Source organism: Litchfieldella anticariensis FP35 = DSM 16096 (assembly GCF_000409775.1).
Lineage (GTDB): Bacteria > Pseudomonadota > Gammaproteobacteria > Pseudomonadales > Halomonadaceae > Litchfieldella > Litchfieldella anticariensis.
Map to the genome: position 1 here is coordinate 428,203 of NZ_KE332377.1, position 22,518 is coordinate 450,720.

Annotated in this window: 17 protein-coding genes; all 17 read left to right on the forward strand. The window is 48.6% G+C overall.

Annotated features, from left to right (window positions below; genetic code table 11):
* Window positions 1-722: 722 nt before the first annotated feature.
* The 17 genes from L861_RS02030 to gmd all read left to right on the forward strand — a co-directional run bounded on the left by L861_RS02030 (window position 723) and on the right by gmd (window position 22,514).
* Window positions 723-1,847 carry a polysaccharide export protein gene (locus L861_RS02030; protein WP_016414871.1) on the forward strand — a complete coding sequence of 375 codons (1,125 nt, stop codon included), beginning with the start codon at window positions 723-725 and terminating at the stop codon, window positions 1,845-1,847.
* A gap of 5 nt (window positions 1,848-1,852) precedes the next feature.
* Entirely contained in the window at window positions 1,853-2,299 is a 447-nt protein-coding gene (locus tag L861_RS02035) for a low molecular weight protein-tyrosine-phosphatase (protein ID WP_016414872.1), read from the forward strand.
* Window positions 2,300-2,445: 146 nt separating this feature from the next.
* Window positions 2,446-4,632, forward strand: coding sequence for a polysaccharide biosynthesis tyrosine autokinase (locus tag L861_RS02040; protein WP_021029083.1), 2,187 nt, complete (start codon window positions 2,446-2,448; stop codon window positions 4,630-4,632).
* A gap of 248 nt (window positions 4,633-4,880) precedes the next feature.
* The gene (locus tag L861_RS02045; protein ID WP_016414875.1) at window positions 4,881-6,644 is read left to right on the forward strand and encodes an SLC13 family permease; all 1,764 of its coding nucleotides are present in this window, start codon (window positions 4,881-4,883) and stop codon (window positions 6,642-6,644) included.
* 75 nt (window positions 6,645-6,719) lie between these two features.
* Complete coding sequence (locus L861_RS02050) at window positions 6,720-8,054, forward strand: lipopolysaccharide biosynthesis protein (protein ID WP_016414876.1); 1,335 nt, start codon at window positions 6,720-6,722, stop codon at window positions 8,052-8,054.
* On the forward strand, window positions 8,054-8,905 hold the full coding sequence (gene cysQ / locus L861_RS02055; protein WP_016414877.1) for a 3'(2'),5'-bisphosphate nucleotidase CysQ: 852 nt from the start codon (window positions 8,054-8,056) through the stop codon (window positions 8,903-8,905). The genes L861_RS02050 and cysQ overlap by 1 nt, the downstream gene beginning before the upstream one ends.
* Before the next feature lie 96 nt (window positions 8,906-9,001).
* A complete protein-coding gene (gene cysD, locus L861_RS02060) occupies window positions 9,002-9,949 on the forward strand; it encodes a sulfate adenylyltransferase subunit CysD (RefSeq protein ID WP_016414878.1) in 948 nt (315 codons plus the stop codon).
* A gap of 315 nt (window positions 9,950-10,264) precedes the next feature.
* Window positions 10,265-11,692: a sulfate adenylyltransferase subunit CysN gene (gene cysN, locus L861_RS02065; protein WP_016414880.1), complete on the forward strand. Its 1,428-nt coding sequence runs from the start codon at window positions 10,265-10,267 to the stop codon at window positions 11,690-11,692.
* A 50-nt stretch (window positions 11,693-11,742) separates the two neighbouring features.
* Window positions 11,743-12,627, forward strand: a complete 885-nt coding sequence (locus tag L861_RS02070; protein ID WP_016414881.1) for a sulfotransferase domain-containing protein — start codon at window positions 11,743-11,745, stop codon at window positions 12,625-12,627.
* Window positions 12,628-12,646: 19 nt separating this feature from the next.
* A complete protein-coding gene (locus L861_RS02075; protein WP_016414882.1) occupies window positions 12,647-13,393 on the forward strand; it encodes a sulfotransferase family protein in 747 nt (248 codons plus the stop codon).
* Between the two features lie 2 nt (window positions 13,394-13,395).
* Entirely contained in the window at window positions 13,396-14,811 is a 1,416-nt protein-coding gene (locus tag L861_RS02080) for an O-antigen polymerase (RefSeq protein ID WP_161629067.1), read from the forward strand.
* Window positions 14,812-14,865: 54 nt separating this feature from the next.
* Window positions 14,866-17,181 (forward strand): hypothetical protein, encoded by a 2,316-nt coding sequence (locus tag L861_RS02085; protein ID WP_016414884.1) that lies wholly within the window; start codon window positions 14,866-14,868, stop codon window positions 17,179-17,181.
* Window positions 17,182-17,247: 66 nt separating this feature from the next.
* Window positions 17,248-18,120 (forward strand): sulfotransferase domain-containing protein, encoded by an 873-nt coding sequence (locus tag L861_RS02090; protein WP_081645746.1) that lies wholly within the window; start codon window positions 17,248-17,250, stop codon window positions 18,118-18,120.
* A complete protein-coding gene (locus L861_RS23460) occupies window positions 18,113-19,168 on the forward strand; it encodes a glycosyltransferase family 4 protein (RefSeq protein ID WP_016414886.1) in 1,056 nt (351 codons plus the stop codon). Before L861_RS02090 ends, L861_RS23460 begins: the two co-directional genes overlap by 8 nt.
* Before the next feature lie 2 nt (window positions 19,169-19,170).
* Window positions 19,171-20,217: a polysaccharide pyruvyl transferase family protein gene (locus tag L861_RS02100; protein ID WP_016414887.1), complete on the forward strand. Its 1,047-nt coding sequence runs from the start codon at window positions 19,171-19,173 to the stop codon at window positions 20,215-20,217.
* Window positions 20,217-21,395 carry a glycosyltransferase gene (locus L861_RS02105; RefSeq protein WP_016414888.1) on the forward strand — a complete coding sequence of 393 codons (1,179 nt, stop codon included), beginning with the start codon at window positions 20,217-20,219 and terminating at the stop codon, window positions 21,393-21,395. Before L861_RS02100 ends, L861_RS02105 begins: the two co-directional genes overlap by 1 nt.
* Complete coding sequence (gene gmd / locus L861_RS02110) at window positions 21,396-22,514, forward strand: GDP-mannose 4,6-dehydratase (RefSeq protein ID WP_016414889.1); 1,119 nt, start codon at window positions 21,396-21,398, stop codon at window positions 22,512-22,514.
* Window positions 22,515-22,518: the final 4 nt, after the last annotated feature.

The following is a 22,518-nucleotide window of genomic DNA, read 5'->3' on the forward strand; positions in this document are numbered from 1 at the left end:
GTTCGTATATAAGTTTTTTCGTTTGTTTTTTATTGCATCGCAGCATAGAGTCTTTTGACGTTGTGAGGTATACCATTAAGAAAAGAGATGAAGTGATTGAGAGGTGACTGGTGGTGCGATGAGCATCTGTAAAATTCATCATGCCATGTGTGTGCTAGGTAAGGAGGAATGATGAGCTATCTAAACGTTGCTATATGGCAACACTGATGCTTGAAAAATTTCGAAAATCACCCTTGAAAGATGCATGGTTGGTATGTTTATGCCGTTTTCTGTATTTTGTAAGTATATGATATTAAATAATATTGTTTCCTCATTGTGTTGATTTTGCTGTATGAGATCTTCAAAATGAACGAATGTTTCCTTTTGGAGACACTGAGGATTATTCAGTCATGATCATGTAACAAATTCTCGCAAAAGTGAGTATTCGTTATCTTGATTGGCATGGTTTTGCGTGTAAGGTATGACGAAATTAATGTACCTTAATGAAATGGTTTGAGTTGCAATTTTCCCTGTCGATGTTGGGGGAAGTTGTCGATCCGTGTCGTGCATAGATGGATCGCGGATAGGTTCATATTGCGTATTGTGCTGACGGGATGTCTTGAAAAGGATGGCTGCCCGTTGGCTGAAATTTAGAAAATACAAATCGTTGACTGGGCCTCAGGGATCGAGCCGTGACACCCTGGGGCGGTAGCGTGCCCGGATTTTTCAGCATGGATGTGCCAATGACCCTACGACTCCGTCGCCGCTGGTTGCCTGTTTTCATGCTGGCAGCCAGCACATTGACTGGCTGCTCTCTGGCGCCAGGTGGCCATATCGACTATCAGACCGATAGCGCTCCTATCGATGATCTGGTCGATATCGAGCCCATCACCCCAGGCCTGGTGGCCTCCTATCGTGAAATGCTTGGGAAGGATGACGCTTCAACCGACATGTCGCCCGAGCTTCGGCAGCAAATCGAGGAGTACGAGTATTTGGTCGGTGCCGGCGATGTGCTCACCATTACGGTCTATGATCATCCCGAATTGACTATTCCTGCCGGTGGCGAGCGTAGTGCCGAGGAGGCAGGCAATCGAGTGCGCAGCGATGGCACTATCTTCTACCCCTATATCGGAAGGGTGAGCGTTGCCGGAAAGACGCTCGACGAGATCCGCCGTGATTTGACTCAACGACTCACCGCTGTGATTGCCAAGCCTCAGGTGGATGTCGATGTGGCTGCCTTCTACTCCAAGCGGGTTTATGTGAGCGGTGCCGTTGCTGAGCCTGGTTCATTGCCGATTACCAACGTGCCCATGACCATCATGGACGCCATCAGCCAAGCCGGTGGGCCCGAAGAGCATGCCAACTGGAATAACGCCATATTGACTCGCAATGGTGTCGAATCGTCCGTGTCGCTGTATGCTTTGATGCGAGAGGGCGACCAGAGCCAGAACCGCTTGCTCCAGGATGGTGATGTGTTGCATGTGCCGACGGCGGAAGATCAGAGTGTAGCGGTCATGGGGCAGGTGAATTCCCCGGGCAACATAACGCTGGGTAACGAGCCGGTCTCATTGACGGATGCCTTGGCTCGTGCCGGTGGAATTCAAGAAGAGACTGCCGAGCCTTCGGGAATCTTCGTGGTTCGTGGTCAGGCACCGGATAGTGGCAAGTTGGCGACCGTCTACCAACTGGACATCAGGAATGCGGCGGCCTTGACACTAGGTAACGGCTTCATACTGCAGCCTCAGGATGTGGTCTATGTTACCGCCGCTCCGCTGGCTCGCTGGAATCGCGTGATCAGCCTGCTGCTGCCCTCGGCCCGCCTGCCCGGTTATGCAACTGATGCAGCTAATGATTTGAATGGTCAGTAAACACGATGTTTGATCACATCCTGGTGGTATGTACTGGCAATATTTGCCGCAGCCCGGTTGGTGAGGCCTTGCTCAAGCGACTTTGCCCTGGCAAGCGGGTGGCGTCGGCCGGCTTAGGCGCTCTTGTAGGAAAAGGCGTCGATCCCAACGCCTTACGCCTGGGGGAAGCCGATGGTCTGGAACTTGGTGCTCACCGGGCACGACAAGTCACCTTGGAAATGTTGCAAGACGCCGATCTGATTCTGGTGATGAGCGAAGGCCAGCGCCGGGCCATTGGTGAACTGTTGCCAGCCGCCATGGGCAAGACCATGTTGTACGGCCGTTGGCTGGAAGGAGAGCAGCGTCAGGGAGTGGAAATCCCCGATCCCTACCGCAAGAGCCCGGAAGTCTTTGCCCATGTTCATCAATTGCTGACTCGAGCCGCCGACGCATGGGCGCAGAAACTGCAGTAGGCCGGCATCCCTAGCCTGGCCACTGAGGAGATCAGCCAGAATGTCTTCGAACATACTGGCTGATCGCTGCACAAATCTCATCGAGCCTGAATACATCCCCATAGGGTCGGATATCGACCTCTTTCTTGTTTTCTTTAGGTACTCGTATGTCTCAATCTCCTGCCGCACCATCTTCCTCTGACGATCAAATCGATATTGGCCGTCTGGTAGGTCTTTTAATAGACCACAAATGGCTGATTGCGGTGATCACCGGAATATTTGTCGTCATGGGCGGGATCTATGCGCTCCTGGCTACACCGATCTACCATGCCGAGGCTCTGGTGCAGGTCGAGGAAGAGTCGCCGTCGAACCCACTCGAGGACGTATCCAGCCTGCTCGGGGTCGAGCCTCCGTCACAGGCTGAGATCGAAATCATCCGCTCACGCATGGTGTTGGGACAGGCGGTGGACTTGCTCAACATGGATATCGTGGTTGAGCCCAAGCGGTTGCCGCTGATCGGTGACTTCTTGGCGCGCCGTGGGGTCGAACGTCCCGGCTTCCTGAATGGCTGGGGCAGTACCTGGGCGGGGGAGAGCCTCGAAATCAACGAGATGCCGGTAATCGACGACTATCGCGGTGAGACTTTTACGCTGGAAGTACTGGATAGTCAGCGTTATGCCCTGTTCTATGATGGTGAGCGCGTGGGTGAAGGCCGTGTTGGAGAACTGGTGGACTTCCTCGATGGCGCTGTGGCATTGCGGGTCAAATCGCTGTCGGCGGCGCCCGGTGCCCGATTCGACATTACCCGCAAGAGTCGGATGCAGGCGTTTATCGAACTACGCCAGGCTTTGGTAATTAAAGAGCAAGGGACGGAAACCGGGATTCTTAACTTGTCACTGACCGGCCCTGATCGTCAGGCGATTAAAGAGACCCTCAACACCATTGCCGATATTTACCTGTCTCAGAATATACGCCGTCAGTCGGCGGAGGCGCGCAGGAGCCTCGAGTTTCTCGACGAGCAGGTGCCGAAGGTGCGTGGTGAGTTGCAGGCGGCGGAGAACAAGTTCAACCGCTATCGCACTCAGCAGGAAAGCGTCGACATGACGTTGGAAACCGAGTCGGTGTTGGAACGGTTGGTCAATCTGGAAGGGAAGCTCAATGAGTTGGAGTTCGCCGAGTCCGATCTCGCTCAGCGATTTACTCCGGGGCACCCCACTTATGCGGCGTTGCTGGACAAGAAAAGGCAGTTGGAGCGCGAGCGTGACAAGCTCGATGAGCGGATCAGTGCCATGCCCGAGACTCAGCAAGAGATTCTACGCCTGAAGCGCGATGTCGAGGTCAATCAGCAAATCTATATCCAGTTGCTCAACAAAGTGCAGGAGATGGAGATCGCTGAAGCCAGTACTGTCGGTAATGTTCGCATCCTTGATGAGGCTGACATTATCCCAGCCCCTGTCTCTCCCAATAAGCCGCTAATCGTGATGGTGTCGCTGCTGCTGGGAGGGCTGCTGGCTGTCGGTTGGGTATTGGTTCGTGCCGCTTTCAACCGTGGTGTGGAGAGCCCTGAGCAACTCGAGGAACTGGGCATACCGGTGTATGCCACGGTGCCGCTTTCCGAGGAGCAGCAGAAACTGGTCAAGCGCGTCAAGCGGCGCCACGATGCAACGGCGAAGGATGTACCTAACGGTGTGCTGGCGCACAGCAATCCTTCCGATACGGCTATCGAAGCATTACGTGGCCTGCGTACCAGCCTGCATTTTGCGATGCTGGAATCTAGCAATAACCGTATGATGATCACAGGCCCTAGCCCGGGCATCGGCAAGAGCTTCGTTAGTGTCAACCTGGCGGCAGTATGTGCCCAAGGTGGGCAGAGGGTGCTGGTGATTGATGCCGATATGCGCAAGGGGCATGTCCATACCGCTTTTGGTGGTAAATCCGAACACGGCCTCTCTGAACTGCTGTCGGGCAAGATCGATCGGGGAAGTGCCATAAGAACTAGCGAGATCGATGGGCTGCACTATATATCGCGTGGCATGGCGCCACCCAATCCCTCGGAACTGTTGATGCATGAGAGCTTTACTCGCTTGCTGGATGAACTCAGTCCGAGTTATGACCTTGTCATCATTGATACGCCTCCGATCCTGGCGGTGACTGATGCCGCCATTGTCGGCAAACAGGTGGGAACCACCTTGATGATTGCTCGCTTCCAACTCAATCCTCCCAAAGAGATCGGTATTGCCCAGCGCCGATTGGGAAATGCCGGTGTGGAAGTGAAGGGCTGCATCCTCAATGCCATGGAGCACAAGGCAGCTACCAGTTATGGCTATGGGTATTACAGCTACTCGTACAAATAGAAGGAAGAGGAAGAAAGAAGAAAGATAAAAAGAAAGAAGATGAAAGAAAGAGGATGGGAGAAAGAGCGCCTGGATCGGTGCTTTTCTCTTCCAGCCCAGGTCTAGACGCCCTAGAGCGTCAAAGAGTCGGGTTGGTTTGGCACGCCTGCCGAAAGCATATCTTCGACTGTGACAAGACGGTGAGACATCCTTGGTTGCTTTCACCTGTTTTCATCAATTCACGAACCTCACCAACCTATAGGCCCCCAATGGACTGGGATGCTTACTTCTCCATAACCGTCGTAGCGGCGGTACTCGCTGGTCTGGTGCTGACACGCATTGCACCGGACGTGGTGTTGATGGCGGCGTTGACCGCCTTGGTCATCGCTGGTGTATTGACGCCGGGGGAAGCCCTGCAAGGCTTCTCCAATCCTGGGGTGATGACCATTGCCACCCTCTATGTGGTCGCTGCCGGTCTCAAGGAGACGGGTGCAGTGCAGTGGATCGCTCACCGCTTGCTTGGGCAGCCACGTAGTCTCAAGCGAGCCCAGTTGCGAATGCTGCTGCCGACAGGTGGCCTCAGTGCTTTCATGAACAATACCACCGTGGTGGCAATGTTCATCCCCGCTGTTCAGGAGTGGGCCAACCGGCTCAGACTCCCTCCCTCCAAGTTACTGCTTCCCTTGAGTTATGCCGCCATTCTGGGTGGCACCTGTACCTTGATCGGCACCAGTACCAATTTGGTGGTCGATGGTTTGCTGCAAAGCCAGATGGATATTGCCCTGGGCATGTTCGAATTGGCCTGGGTGGGTGTGCCGCTGCTGTTCGTGGGTGGTGCTTTCCTGTGGCTGTTCGCCGATCGTCTGCTACCCAACCGCGATAGCGTGATCGAGCAGTTCGACCAGGCACGTGAATATTGTGTCGAGGTGTTGGTCGAGTCCGGAGGGCCATTGGTGGGCAAGACGATCCAGGAAGCTGGGCTTCGTCACCTGCGCCACGGCTATCTGGCTGAGATCCAGCGTGGTGAGCGATTATTGACCGTGGTGGCGCCGGAAACCGAGTTGCAGGCTCGCGATATCCTGGTATTCATCGGGGCGCCGGAATGTGCTCGCGAGTTGCGTAGGATCCATGGCCTGAAACCGGCCAATGGCGATGTACATAAGCTGGATATTGCACATCATCGCCGCTGTTTGGTGGAAGCCGTAATAGGGCCTGACTTCGCGGGGCTGGGGCAGAGTATCCGTGAGTCGCGTTTTCGTTCGCGTTTTCAGGCAGTGATCTTATCGATTTCCCGTGAGGGGCGGCGTCTGCCGGGCAAGGTCGGTGATATCAAGCTGCGCGTAGGCGATACCCTATTGTTGGAAACTGCCCAGGATTTCGTCGATCAATATCGCTACCGCAAGGACTTCCTGTTGGTCAGTGCACTCAACGACTCCACTCCCCCTGATTACCGCAAGGCCCCCTTGGCGTTGGTGATACTTGGCGCCATGGTGTCGCTAAGTGCTTTTGGTGTGTTGAGCATCCTCAAAGCAGCGTTTCTGGCTGCTGGCGTGATGCTGGTTACTCGCAGTATCACGGCCAGTAAGGCACGTCGCTATATCAACCTGCAGGTGTTGATCGTGATTGCCGCCTCCTTCGCATTAGGGGCCGCAATGACGAAGACCGGCGCCGCCCAGGCCATTGCCGGCTTGCTGGTGGGAGGCGTCGCCTCTCCCTGGGTGGCGCTGGCGTTGGTCTATGCCTTGACGGTGCTATTTACCGAACTCATCACCAACAACGCGGCGGCAGTATTGATGTTTCCCGTTGCCACGGCGGTGGCGGATCAACTCGGAGTCAATGCGATACCGTTTGCCATCGCGATCATGATGGCGGCTTCCGCCAGTTTCATGACTCCCCTGGGCTACCAGACCAACCTGATGGTCTACGGTCCGGGAGGGTATCGCATGGTCGATTATTTCCGCATTGGTCTGCCGCTTAGCTTGCTGGTCGGCGGTACGGCGGTGGCATTGATTCCCATGATTTGGTCATTCTGACGATAAGGCTATGTAGCCTTTGTGGCGGCCTGATGACTCAGCAGTCGTGAGCATGGACCGTTCCTGGAGTACTTGATGCAATTGGTCAAACGCCTGAAAGGCGAACTGGCAATCTCTCTGGCACGTACCTTCATCGCCCGTGGTATCGCCGCCTTGGGTGGCCTATTGCTGGCGATGATATTGGGCCGTTTATATGGCCCTGCCGGGGTGGGGGTCTTTGCACTGGCGCAGAGTCTGTATGTGGGTGCAGCAATCCTTGCACGCTACGGCATGAATAATGCCCTGATGCGTTATGTCGGCCAGGATCATCAGTCCAAAGAGATTGTTGTTTACTTGAGATGGGCAATACGCAAGGCAGGTCTACTCAGCCTTGTGGCAGCGGCAACGATCTTCCTGTTGCGAGGCCATTTAGGGGATTGGTTCGACGCTGGGGCACTTCCTGGTGTGCTCGTTGGAATTTCTCTCGTCATTCCCGCCGTTACCCTGGCATTCGTGGTGGGTGGTTTCATGAAGGGGATTCGTAAACCCGCGACGGCTTGTTTGCTGGAGAATGGCAGTATCGCGCTGGTCGCTTGTCTCCCGGTGCTGGGGTTGAATGCCATATGGCCGACGGAGGGGGTTGCCAATGCTGGTTGGGCTTTGGCACTGGCAAGTTGGCTCGTGTTGGCCCAAGGCGCCTGGCAGGCTTGGCGTTGGCTGAAGTCGCAACAGCTTCACACAGCGGAAGTACCGGCAACGAAGCAGGAATTCTCCGCGAGCTCGCATGCATTCTTCGTATTGAGCCTGGCGCTATTGATGCAACAGGTAGTGAGCATATTGATTGCCGGTTGGTTGCTTGATAGCGCCCAGCTTGGCTTATTCAAGGCAGCCGAGCGTACGGCACTGCTGATCAACTTCATCCTGTTAGTCATCAATGCGGTGCTGCCACCACGTTTTGCCGCTCTCTATCGCCAGCGTGACATGGCAGGGCTTAGCGCGCTTGCGCGTAAAGGCGTGTTGATAGGCTTGGGCCTTGCCACTCCTATGCTACTGCTCTGTCTACTGGTTCCCCAGTGGGTATTGAGTCTCTTTGGGCCGGAGTTTACTCAGGCGGAAAATCTTTTGAGAATCATTGCATTAGCTCAATTGATCAATGTGGCGACTGGACCGGTGGGTTTCTTGCTGAATATGACCGGTCACGAAAAGCTGATGCGCAATATCGCCCTGGTGTCTAACGCCATTGGGCTATCGATGTTCTTTATCTTGATTCCGCCTTTTGGTGCCTTGGGAGCCGCTTGGGCCCTTGCACTGGTGCTTGTATTGCAGAACCTGACGGCATTGATGTTCGCCTGGCGCAAGTTGGGGATCTGGATGCTGCCGACACCCAATCTACTTAAATGGATGCGAACCGATATGCAGGAGGCAAGCTGATGCAACGAAGCGACTTTTACCGCCCTGATCATGAACAGTGCCAAGCGTTATTGAATGGCGTGGAAGCAGCTGGTAGGCGGGTGCTCGATATCTATCAGCGTGACTTTGAGGTGGAGACGAAGGCCGACCAGAGTCCTCTGACGGAAGCCGATATGGCCTCGCACCACGCCTTGGTGGCATTGCTCGAGGAACTGACTCCACAGATTCCGATTCTTTCCGAGGAGTCTGGTGAGATACCTTTCGAGACACGCCAAGGTTGGAAACGCTATTGGCTTCTTGATCCCTTGGATGGCACCAAGGAGTTCATCAAGAAAAACGGTGAGTTCACCTTGAATGTGGCATTGATAGAAGAAGGCGTGCCGGTATTCGGTATCGTTCACGCACCGGTACTTGGGATTAGCTGGTGGGGGCAGGAGGGTGTAGGTGCCTGGAAAGTTCAGGATGGCCAGGCGGCGCCTATCAATGTGCGCGGCTTGCCCAATCCTGAACAGGCGGCTTGGAAAGTCGTGGGTAGCCGCTCCCATGGCTCAGCCGAATTCGAGGCCTTCTGTGCTCAGTTGCCTCGACATGAGCGTGTTTCCATGGGCAGTTCCCTCAAGCTTTGCTTGGTGGCCGAAGGCGCTGCCGACCTGTATCCGCGTCTGGCCCCTACATCTGAATGGGATACCGCTGCTGCACAAGCTGTCGTCATGGCCGCCGGTGGAGAAGTATTCAATGCCCATACGCTCGAGCCACTGCGTTGCAACCAGCAGGACAGCTTGCTCAATCCTTTCTTTATCGCCTGTGGCCAACGCAGCCCCCAATGGGAAGAGGCGTTGTCGTATGCGCTAAACGCCGTCCCAACTTCCTGATTGACGCTCATAAGCCGGGGCTCATGGAGTGAACAACGACGTCCCCATGTGAATCTCCCGGCGTCTGAATGATTGCTCATAAAAAGGACCATCATCATGTCCAATCAAGCGACTGTACTCAGTGATACACCAACTATTTCGCCCGAACGTGCGACCCACCTGAAACAGCTGGAAGCGGAGTCGATTCATATCATCCGCGAAGTGGCTGCCGAGTTCCGTAATCCCGTCATGCTGTACTCCATCGGCAAGGATTCCTCGGTGATGCTGCACCTGGCGCGCAAGGCCTTCTATCCCGGCACGCCGCCGTTCCCGCTGATGCACGTCAACACCACCTGGAAGTTCCGCGAGATGATCGAGTTCCGCAACCGCATGGCGGCGGAGGTGGGCATGGAACTGATCGAGCACATCAACCAGGAAGGCGTGGCGGCGGGCATCAACCCCTTCGATCACGGCAGCGCCAAGTACACCGACATCATGAAGACCCAGGCGCTCAAGCAGGCACTGGACCAGCACGGCTTCGATGCCGCCTTCGGCGGGGCGCGGCGCGACGAGGAAGCCTCGCGGGCCAAGGAGCGGGTCTACTCGTTCCGCGACAAGTACCACCGCTGGGACCCCAAGAACCAGCGCCCGGAGCTGTGGAACGTCTACAACGCCAAGGTCAACAAGGGCGAGTCGATCCGCGTGTTCCCGCTCTCCAACTGGACCGAGCTGGATATCTGGCAGTACATCTACCTCGAGTCGATCCCCATCGTGCCGCTGTACTACGCCGCGCCGCGCCCGGTGGTCGAGCGCGACGGCATGCAGATCATGGTCGACGACGAGCGCCTGCCGCTCGAACCCGGCGAAGTGCCCGAAGAGAAGTGGGTGCGCTTCCGCACGCTGGGCTGCTACCCGCTGACCGGGGCGGTGGAATCCAAGGCTGCCACGCTGCCCGAGATCATCCAGGAGATGCTGCTCACACGGACCAGCGAACGCTCCGGCCGCGCCATCGACCATGACCAGGCTGGGTCGATGGAGAAGAAGAAGAGGGAAGGGTACTTCTGAGCAACGAGCTACGAGCTACGAGCTACGAGCTATGAGCTATGAGCTATGAGCTGGATATTGAGACTCGTAGCCTCCGAGAAGCACTCGCCATTAACGATACCCGCCAAACATGAAGAGAGCACGGCCTGCTCGTAGCCCGCCGCTCGGAGCTCGCAGCGCTCGTGTTCTTCACCAGGATGGAGAAAACCTGTGTCACACCAATCAGCCCTTATCTCGGAAAACATCGAAGCCTACCTCCAGGAACACGAGAACAAGGACCTGCTGCGCTTCATCACCTGTGGCAGTGACTTTCATTTTTTATCTTAAGGTTTTCTCATGTCACACCAATCAGCCCTTATCTCGGAAAACATCGAAGCCTACCTCCAGGAACACGAGAACAAGGACCTGCTGCGCTTCATCACCTGCGGCAGCGTCGACGACGGCAAGTCAACGCTGATCGGGCGGCTCTTGCACGATTCGAAGATGATCTACGAGGATCAGCTCGCCGCCATCACCCAGGCGTCGAAGACCAGCGGCACCACCGGCGATGCCGTGGACCTGGCGCTGTTGGTCGATGGGCTGCAGTCCGAGCGTGAGCAGGGCATCACCATCGACGTCGCCTACCGCTTCTTCTCCACCGACAAGCGCAAGTTCATCATCGCCGACACCCCGGGGCACGAGCAGTACACGCGTAACATGGCCACTGGGGCCTCGACGGCGAGCCTGGCGGTGATCCTGATCGACGCGCGCTACGGGGTACAGACCCAGACCCGGCGGCACAGCTTCATCGCCGACCTGCTGGGTATCCAGCACCTGGTGATCGCGGTCAACAAGATGGACCTGGTCGACTTCTCGCACGACCGTTTCGACGAGATCGTCGCCGACTACCGGGCCTTTGCCGAGAACCTCAATGCCCGCGATATCCGCTTCGTGCCGATGTCGGCGCTGGAAGGCGACAACGTGGTCAACCCGAGCGAGCGTACCCCTTGGTATGAGGGCCCGGCGTTGCTCGAACTGCTGGAAACGGTGGAGATCGCTCACGACAGCAACCTTCGCGACTTGCGTTTGCCGGTGCAGTACGTCAACCGGCCCAATCTGGACTTCCGCGGCTACTGCGGCACGCTGGCCGCCGGTATCCTGCGCCCGGGCCAGGCGGTCAAGGCCTTGCCGTCGGGCAAGCGTTCGACGGTCGAACGCATCGTCACCTACGACGGTGACCTGGAAGCCGCCTATCCGGGGCAGGCGATCACCGTGACATTGCACGATGAGATCGACATCTCGCGTGGCGACTGGCTGGTCGCGGCCAATGCCGAGGTGCCGCTATCCAATGCCTTCACGGCCGATATCGTGTGGATGCACGACACGGCCCTGGAACCTGGCAAGCTCTATGACTTCAAGCTGGCGACCCGCGACCTGTCCGGCGAGATCCGTGCCATCGACTACCAGATCGATGTCAACACCCTGGAGCGGCATCCCACGGATTCGCTGGCGCTGAATGCCATCGCCCATTGCGAGGTCGAGCTGACCGCCGAGATCCCGCTAGACGATTACCGCAAAAGCCCGGGGACCGGCAGTTTCATCGTCGTCGACCGCCTGACCAACGTGACGGTGGGGGCGGGGATGATCCGCGGTGCGACCCAGGCCTCAGACGGCAAGCGTGAGCAGGTCGACTGGCAAGCCTTCGAGGTCGAGCTGAACGCCCTGATTCGCAAGCACTTCCCGCACTGGGAAGCCAAGGATGCTAGCAAGTGGATCAAACAGTGATATCTATACCGATATTGTCTTGAATAGACTGCTATTTGGAAGAGGATAGAATGTTACTGAAGGACTTGAACTTATTCATTGTTGGCGCTCCTAAAAGTGGCACGACTGCACTTTATGAATACTTGAAAGAGAGTCCGGACGTGTTTTTCCCGGACTTCAAGGAGCCAAACTACTTTTCAAATAATCCTGAGGGTATCAAAGATGAAGAAGAGTATTTGAAAATTTTTGATGGACATGCGGGCGAAGCTATAGTTGGAGAGTGCTCAACTTCATATTTATATGATGGCGATGCGCCGAAGAGGATAAAAAATAGCTGTGCCGAAAATACAAAAATAATAATTTCTCTAAGAAACCCTGTGAATATGTCATTCTCTCTTTGGCAGCACAACGTGAGAAATGGAAGAGAGAAACTGAGCTACCAAGATGCGGTCAAGTCGATTAAAGAAAGAAGGCATGACAGCAAGTATATAAAGCAAGGAATACATAGGTTTGAATATATAGAAAGAGCAAGATATGCAAGTCAGGTAGAGCAATATATTAATGAGTTCGGAGAAAGTAACGTAAAAATATTCATATATGAAGAGTTATTTGACAATATTGACAGTGGGTATGTCGATATTTGCAATTGGCTAGGAGTTACGGCCGCCAATGTTGAGTTTTCAAAACATAATGAAGCAAGAGTCGTAAAAAACCAAGCGATACAGAGTCTCGTAAGACCCAGTGGGTTTTTATCCTCGGTTTCGAAGAAAATACTCACAAGAAATATGAGGAAAAAAGTTAGAGAAAAGATCAGTAGTCTGAATTCAAAGCCTGGGAAATACGAAGTTCCAGATAAGTTCAAAAACGAGCTTGTCACTTATTTCGAAAATGATGTCGATAGCTTGATAAACTTGGCTGGAGTCGATGTCAAGAAATACTGGAAACACTTCAATTGAATTTCTAACGGGGCTAAGCATGAAGGGACAATATAATCACTCCAGGATGTTGAGAAATAATTGGTTAATTTACGGAGCGTTGAGTGGAATTAATAAAAGGCCCTTCGATGGGAGTAGAAAATTTCTCTTCTCTAATGACTTCATTATCGATGGTTATCCGAGGACTGCGAACACTTTCTTGACTCACTATTTTATGGAAACGTTTGATTTCCCCCAAAATCGGATTGGTCATCATTTTCATGCTCCAGCAGCTGTATATTATGCAAGTTTTTTCAATAAAAAAGCTGTTTTTACATTACGAGAACCCTATGGCTCGATCTCTTCCTATGTACTTCATCGCTATGGCCATGAATATGAGAAAATAGACGCCTTAGGCAACATTCAGCTCTGCATCCTGAAATATGAAGATTATCTGGATGCCATTAATAATATAAAATCGAGTAATGTTTTAGTATTTAATTTCAGTGATATCGTTAGCAACCCTGAAAGAATCATGGAGGTCATACAGAAAAAATATAACCTGAAGACGCACTCTTCTAAAGTTGGAGAGGAAGACAAGACGGCAGTGGTACAGGAAAAAATAAAGAAAATTGAAACTAATACTGGAAATGATAAAGACGTTAGTCTTCGTGTTCCTAACCCGAATGAACAAAGGAATGAGCATAAAAAGAAAGTGAAAGAGATTATTGATGAAAACTTTAAAGACAGTATGAATTCTGTGCTGGGAAAATACGAGATTGCGTTGCGGGGCAGCTTTAGAATATGAAGATGCCAAGGTATAGATTTTATTTATCAATATTGATTGTTCTTTATTTTGCCGCAGGAGCCTGGGTAACTTTCTCATCAACAATGAGGCCTGAAATTTACTTTCTGCTATGTTTATTGATGATCGTAATCTCTATACCTTTTTACTATGGAAGTTCATCGGGTGATATCTTCTCTCCTCACTCGTTTATCTGGATATCTGTCTTTCTTGGAACTTCGCTTAAATTATACTATGTGTATGCAAATTATAACCTTGATGAAGTGATTTCATTTGCTGATGGGGTCAGCGAAGCACAGTTGGCTACTGCGCTTGTCTTTTTAACGGCATGTGGGTTTTTTTATGTTTCTGGTTTCCTGATGGCAGGAAATAAGTATATAAATCTTCCTGAGTATGAATTCAGCAAGATTGGCTCAATTCCCCAAAAAGTGTATGTTTTTGCTTTTGCAATTTTAGGAATAGTGGCGTCAGCTTATTTGTATAAGGTTTTTAATATCAGCCTTAGTGACTTTGCAAGCTTGTCGAGAAAAAGAAATGCGGATGATCTTGAAGGTGGGGGAGGGTTAGTAGGGATTTTTCGTACCCTCTCACAGTTCTGTTTTTATATCGCAATTATTTTAATGATGGCCTATTATAAAAAGAATGACATCATAAATAGGCAAAAGTGGTTGGTTGTAATAGCCTTGGTGTTCATTTCTTCAATCTTTCCGTTCATGATTAGTAGCAGAAGTCTCATAGTTTATAATCTCATAACGCTAATGATGTTGCGGCATTATTTCTATAAGCCGCTAAAATTTGAAGAAATCCTGAAAGTGGTCGTTCCTATTGTCGTTGTTATTGGCGTGATGGGAGGCCTGAGAGGATTTGCACATGGTCAATCGGAAGATCTTGAGTTCTCGATTGTTGATCAGTTTTTAAGTTCAATCTTCTTGAAACACAATATGGTAGATATTTACAAAATATCTCTCATGCTGGAGATTTTTCCAAGAGAGCACCCATTTTTATATGGCAAAACCGTATTCGCATGGTTCTTTTACCTGCTCCCTGACTGGATGGTTGATAATGTCGTACTAAGACCAGGCCCTTTTTACGGTCAAGTGCTGTTTGGCTTAGGCGAAAATGTCAGAACGGGGTCTCCACCAAGCTTGTTCGGAGAAATGTACTCTAATTTTGGCTTGGCTTTGTCACTGTTGTCTTCATTCATTTATGGAGTGGCGATAAAGATTTTTTATAATACCTTCGTGAATAACAACAATGCCGTTTTTTCTCTAATATATATGATGTGCATAATATGGGTTTCTTTCTTCCTCGTCGGTGGCGATGTCAGTGGTACAATGCTCAAAATAGCTGTGCTATCAGTGACAGCGATTGTGCTATCAGTTTCTTATAAGCGCCTCGGTGGGATAAGGTTTAATCTGTAATAATTGGGGTAAGATAATTTCTAGTGATCTGGCGAACGTATTCTGAGATATTTCATGGAAATCAAAACCTTCTTCGCTCAGAATGCAGATGGCAATGTCGTGCCCCGGGCACTCGTATACCTCTATTATCCCGGCACCACGGATTTGGTTTCCGGCCTGGAAGATGTCGACGGAAATCCTTTGGGTAATCCTTTCAAAGCCGATGTTGATGGGCAAATAAAGGTAGCGGCACCAAATGGGAAGTATGACATTCGCGTGTCTAGCGCTGAGCTTGACCACAGGGTTAGAGTGCAATTCTTTGATCCTGAAAATATCAAGGCTACCGATACAGAAGATTCTCGACCGATTGGAGATTTTGCACGCACGATAGCATTCAAGCCTGAAGCTAAAATTGCTACTTACGATAGAGCATTGACGGAAGGTGAAAATACAGTTGATTTAGCATCGTTTTCCGGTGCGCTTGTCAATCCCAACCATTTAGGATTTTCTTTATTTGCCAAGCGACATGGGAAGATTGTGGAGCTGGAAAGAAAAACCGAATGGGATTATGACGAGAATACAAAAAAAATCAAAGTATTTGTTCATGCTGGAGATACACTAAAGGCAGTACAAGAAATAGTAGGAAATAGGGATGTAGGAAAAATTGGCGTTGAGATAACTGGTGCGCCAGCCATTCGAAAAATTAGTGACAAGTTTTCAGAGTCTGCCTCGACAACAGACTTCAATGCGTATGGCAACAATGAAAATGATGAATACACCGAACTCAAAGCTTTTTTCGAATGTGAAGCATCAAATAAATTAATGTTGCCGAAAGTTTTTCTGACCAGCCAGGCACTATATGTACGCAGCAATAATCAAATAGTTTCCAAGGGAGCCACTATACGCAACGTTGCTTCTGACACAGCGGAGCATTTTGATAGCAGTTGCCTAATATTTGGAAGGTGTTCACGAAGCGATTTTGCCCGTGTAAAGGGAGAGACCCAGTCGGCGCACTATATTGGGAAGCTCTCAAGAGGTGATAGCAAGATAACGATATCGGGTCGATGGAATAATACGCTGAAAGACTGGTCCAATCCAATAACCTATATTCCTGAAGCTGGTGATCTCGTTACCGTCTTGACAACGGATAATACGCAACCGGCTGAAGGCACGAGACCATTGCCAAGTGCAGTCTGTCATCGAAGGATCATTTCGGTTACAAATGCTGGCGTTGTTATCAAGCTAGATTCCGGTGTCTCGAAAAATGGCGACTATATGCTAGTGCCAATGTCGAGAGATCTTGGATATGACGTTACTTCTTACGGCGAATCCTGCAGGATGCATGCCGTCGAAAACATCGAAATGCGCGGAATCAAAACAGTATCGGATAATGGCCATGCCTTTATAACGCAAGCCATTCTAGACAGCGATATACAGATAATTGCCGATGGCTTATCACTAATATATGGAAACGGAATCGTAAGGACGCGGATAGTATCGACTGGAGTCTTTTCACGAGGTGCCGTTGAGACAGCTGTCGGTACGGAAGATGCTAATCTGGAATTTTATGGAACTTATGAGGATCGTGGAATTCATCTGAAGACAGCATGTGTTTCGTTGGGTGAAAACCCTATTCGACCTAGAATTAAGAAAGGACGAATATTTGGCAAATGGGATGGTGACATCGCATTGAACGCTTCAGGAGAAGAGCTGACAATCACTGACCTGGAAATTGAAGCTGCACCGTCACGTGTGTTGGCGTATCTCGGAAACTCTCACATTACAACAACCCGACCTGTGGTCAATAGACTAAAAATTACAGGATCATCTAGCATTGATGGAAAGTTGTTTTCCACAACTGCATTAGAAAATGCTGACCTGAAAAATTTAGAATTTAATTGTTCTCAAACGGTAGGAGTCAATACGGGCGTAGAGTTTCGTGGCAGTGGGGTCGTGGATGGGTTAAGAATGTCTGCACCCAACACTATACGTGCTGATGCGACATGGTTGCTGAAAGATATTCAAGATCCAATGCATCTTGAGTCTGAAACTCATGCTCAAATGATGACGAAAAAGGATTCTACGCTTCGGCGCATCGTACCTTTCACTAGATACTCAGATTCAAGAGTGACGCCAAAAGATAATGTTCGTATTGACGTCGTCACGGATACCATAATAGAAAATCCAGCCGTGGAGGATGTTAGGGTTGGGCGTTGCATAATGATACTGCTCCGCAATGTCAATGGCGGTGGTTGGTCTGTAAATCTAGGATCCGATTATAAGGGCATCAGTCACCCAGGAGTCGGAAATAATCATGAATTCTGGACCGGGGAGTTCATGTGGGATGGGACATTCTGGGTATTCATCGGTGGGAATGGTACTTGGACATAAGGGTAATAAACGCTGAGGTGTTTTTTACATGGTTCTTACAACTTGGTTTTTATAGGTTATTTACATATGAAATATTTATTTATAATAGGAGCTCCAAAAGCTGGAACTACAGCATTGGCCCAGCAACTTGATCAGCATAAGAATATTTCATGTAGCATACCTAAAGAGCCATTTTTCTTCTCAAATGAATTTAAAGATCTCTCAGGGAATACTCCTATAAAAAGTTATAATGAATATTTGAAGTGCTTTCCAAAATCCCAAGAAAAATGTGATTGCCTTTATAGGCTTGATGCTTCGAGCTTGTATCTTTATTCAGATGATGCCTTGAATAGAATATGGGAGTTGAAGAAAAATAAAGATGAGGTAAAAATAGTTATATTGACAAGAGATTTGGTTGATATTGCGTATGGGTTCTATATGCAAAACGTTAATCATTTTAGAGAAGAACGAAAGAATTTTTATGATGCCTTTTTCGAAGGGCCCGATGAAAGAGAAAATACATTATTAACAGACTATAAGAAAATAGCTTCTATAGGGAGTGAAATAAAGAAATGGATGGCAAGGTACCCAATAGAAGATATTTTGGTTATAGATAATAAAGAGTTGAGAGAAGATAACGAAAAAGTCATAGAGAAAGTTTTGAATTTTCTTGAAATAGAAAATGTGAATCTTCCTAGCGTTGTTGCAAACGAATCCTTTAGTGTTAAAACAAAGCTCATTGCCAGCATAATGAGGTCAAGATATTCCGTCGTTGTTGGAAATCAGCTAAAAAAAATATTCGGAAGGAATAATTTAGAATGGGCAATATCACTTAAAAAGAGTCTATACCTCAAGAAAAGCAAAAGAAAAGATCTGAGCGACTTTGAAAGAAATAAAATAAGAACCGAATTGCAAAGTGAGTATTTGATTCTAGATGAAATAAGGTCCGTATATGAGTGACATCATTTTCTGGGGTGTCACCCCCCCACCAACAACGGGGATGACCATAGTTAATGAGTTTTATAGAGAATTCTTGAGTCAAAAGGGCGGAGCATCAATAGTAATAAAAAGAAAGAAGTGGCACAATAATATTGTGTGGAGGATAAACAAGTATCTCTATTATTTTCTTTTTATTCCCAAACTCTATTTTTATAGATTAAAGGGGTATAAAAAAATATACATGGCTCCTGACTCGAGCCTCGGTTTTTACCCGTTCTCTCTTTCATTGATTTTTCTAAGGCCTTTTTTCAAATTCATTTTCCATCATCATGTTAGGGTTTATATAGAATCACCCACAAAACTCAATAAAGCGTTTTTCAATCATTTTTTAAGCTCGGGTGATTGTAATATATTCTTGTCAAGAGAAATGCAAGAAGCCTTCTCCAGCGCATATACATGCAAAGCTGGTAGTTGCTCTCTAGGAAATATTTTGCTTTTTCCTCCTGTGGAACCTGGAGAATATTTAGAAGATAGCACTTTGAAAGTCAATATCGGTTTTATTTCTAATATAACAAAAGAAAAAGGGGGGCTTGATTTCTTCGAAATAATAGAGAGTTTGTCGCAGATAAGCGATGATTTTAATTTTCACCTGGCTGGACCTTGCAATGATAAAGAAATAATTGAACTGATAGAGCAGGCGAAGAAAAAATATGGTGGTCGATTTAAATATTACGGTGCGCTTTATGACGATGCCAAATGGGGATTTTACAGGGGGGTCGATATATTGTTATTCCCTTCAAGATATAAAAAAGAGGCTCAGCCATTAGTCATTTATGAAGCAATGGCCAGTGGATGTCATGTTGTAGCAAGAGATATTGGATATATTAGAGGGCAAGTTGAGAACCTGGGAACTTTGTTTAATGAAAATGATGAAGCGATAGAATTTATAAACGATTTAAAATCTCAAGGCATTAGTAAGAATGCCATGCTCGAAGCGTATAATGAAATTTATACTAATGAATTCGTGGGTTTGGAAAATATTTACGAAGATCTAAAGGGGAGTGAGTAAGAATGAAAGTGGCTCTGGTAAGTGGATTTTGGGCGCAAAATATAGGGAATGCTTTTTTTAATATCGGCGGCAAGTGGGCTTTAGAGCAAGTATTTGGAGAGAATAACGTCCAATTCGTTCAAGATAGGCCTCCTTATAGAACCTTTTATGACCAGATGAAAGGAGATCCTGAAAATTATGTGAAACTTCATGAAATGCTGGATGTGGAATATCTTGTACTTCAGGGGCCAATGCTAACCAAGACATTTCCTCATATATGGGGAGAGGCTTTCAAGAAGCTGAAAGAGCGAGGCGTCAAGATAATGCTTCATGGCGCTGCTTTCTTTAAATACAATGACGAGGAAGTGGCAGCTGTTCGCGCCTTTTTAGAAAAATATCCTCCTCACTTGATATCTACACGTGATGAAGATACATATAATGTAATAAAAGATTGGCCTATTCTTACATATAATGGACTGGATAGTGCCTTCTTCGTCCCCAAAGTTTTCAAACCGTTAAAGTTTAACGAACCATATTATGCATTCAATTTTGACAGATTTCCTGAGCCGACTGTCTACTTGGGGAATCATGATCAAAAGAAAGATGCTTCCTTTACATTTGAAAATGAAGTTTGGAATTTAAAGACACCAAAAGTTCAACAATACTTTTCGTTAAAAGGTAAGTCGCAAGCTTATTTGGGACACCTGCTTGATAGAAGGAAGTTGCCTAGTTCATTGCTTGGGAAAAAAATTATCAGGCCCGAACATCGTTATGTCCCGCATATGACGCATAAAATTTATCAGCACCCAAACTCATTTGTATCAGATGAGGTGTTCACCTATCTGAGCGTATATGCAAATAGCACAATGACATTGGCCGATCGTGTTCATGCCTGCGTAATGACATTGGCTTATGGGAATCCAGCCATGTTGTTCACCATTTCCCCAAGACAAGCGCTTTTCAAAAGAGTCGGTGCCCATGATATCAGGAACAGACCGGTAACTATTGATCTTGATTACTTGGAGTCGGAAAGAGTAAAACAAATTGAATTCCTGAAGGCAAATGTCTGATGAAGAAGGTGCTATATATCAGTCCTTTTTTCTATCCTGAGCCAATATCAACCGGGAAATGGAATAGCATTTTGTGTCAAGCTATCTCAAAGAGAGCTGACTGCACGGTAGATGTGTTTTGCATGTACCCGTTTTATCCGCAATGGAAAATTGATTTATCTGATCAGCAGTTGCCAGGAATAAAGATCAAGAGAGTGGGAAAAGGGGTCAGATTTTTTCGATCTCAGGCTATAAATAGAATGATTCTTGAGATCTATTTCTCTGTACGTGTGCTCTTTGAGATGGTGAGAAATAGAAAGAAATACGACTATTTTGTGTGTGTTTTACCTCCAAGCCTTTTTGCTTTTTTCGTATCTCTTTTCAATACGAAAAAAGGCAAGGTCATCTCGATTGTTCATGACTTGCAGAGTATTTATGCGTCTCAAAAGACAGGATTTGTTTGGGGGGTTATTAAAAAACTAATAGACAGTGTAGAGTCGTATCACTTCAGAAGAGCGGATAAGATAATTTCACTATCTTCAGAAATGAAAGAGGAAGTGGCCAGGAATGGCGGCGACTTGGCAAAGTCCAGCGTTTGCTACCCCTTCGTAACGCTAGCCAAGAACTCGTCGGGTCCCGAAGTAAGCGCTGCAAAGCATGATAGCCAGTGGGGGAGTTTGGATGTCGTCTACTCAGGTGCCTTGGGCGAGAAACAAAATCCTAAAGCTCTTTTAGAAATATTCTCGCAAGTTAATAAAGAAGGGCAGAAGGTTAATGCTCATGTTTTCTCTTGCGGACATTACTATGAAAGTTTGAAGGCTGAGTATCATGAAGCTGTGAGATTTCATGACTTGGTTCCTGAAGAACAATTGCCTGATTTGCTGGCCGCATCCTATCTGCATGTCGTGCCGCAGGCGGAGGGGACCTCTTCAGGCTCGCTGCCTTCAAAACTACCTAATTTGTTAGCTGCTGGAGTTCCAATCCTTCTTATCACTGACCCTGACTCAGAGGTGGCAAGTTTATTATCGGGAGTGGCGGGTGTTGAGATCTGCCAGTCATGGGACAAGTCTCTCATCACTGAAAAAATAGCCGAGATGATTGATAGCGATTTCAATAAATCTGAGTTGATAGCTTCAAGGACAGAAACCTTGAAGAATTTTGAAATAGATAACCTTGTTGAAAATATCCTGGAGGTTTAGATGAAAAGGGCACTCATTACCGGAGTTACGGGTCAGGATGGTTCTTACTTGGCAGAATTTTTGCTCGAAAAGGGGTATGAGGTTCACGGAATCAAGCGACGGGCATCGTCTTTCAACACTGAGCGTGTTGATCACCTTTATCAGGGGCCGCATGTCTCGGATCGTAACTTTGTTCTGCATTATGGCGATTTGACGGATTCATCCAATCTGACACGTATTATTTCTGAAGTGCAGCCGGATGAAGTATACAATTTGGCGGCACAATCTCATGTGGCGGTAAGCTTTGAGTCACCAGAATATACGGCAGACGTTGATGCAATGGGTACCTTGCGTTTGCTTGAAGCTATCCGCTTTCTGGGGCTTGAGAAAAAAACCCGTTTTTATCAAGCATCCACTTCAGAGTTGTATGGCTTGGTTCAAGAAACCCCTCAAAAGGAAACCACACCCTTTTATCCTCGCTCCCCCTATGCTGTTGCCAAGCTTTACGCCTACTGGATTACAGTGAATTATCGTGAATCCTATGGTATGTATGCCTGTAATGGCATATTGTTCAACCACGAATCACCACGTCGTGGAGAAACTTTTGTCACTCGCAAGGTAACTCGAGGGATGTCGAATATTGCTCAAGGTCTGGAAGAGTGCCTTTATATGGGCAATATGGATGCACTGCGTGACTGGGGGCATGCGCGCGATTACGTCAAAATGCAATGGCTGATGTTGCAGCAAGAAGAAGCGCAAGACTTTGTCATTGCGACGGGTAAGCAGATTTCCGTGCGTGAATTCATCCGCCTGACAGCGGCTGAGTTGGGGGTCACGCTTAAATTCGTAGGTGAAGGAGTAGAAGAAAAGGCTGTCGTCGAGAGGGTATTCGGTGATAAAGCCCCTGCGGTGAAAGAAGGCGATACGATCGTTGCTGTTGATCCTCGTTATTTCCGACCGGCAGAAGTGGAAACCCTCTTGGGAGATCCAAGTCAGGCCAAGGAACTCTTGGGCTGGGAGCCAGAGATTGCCGTCGAGCAGATGATCAAGGAAATGGTCGCCAATGATTTGGACGCCGCTCGTCAGCATGCTCTGCTGAAGTCTCATGGCTATGATGTGCAAGTGGCTAGGGAGGGCTGATTAC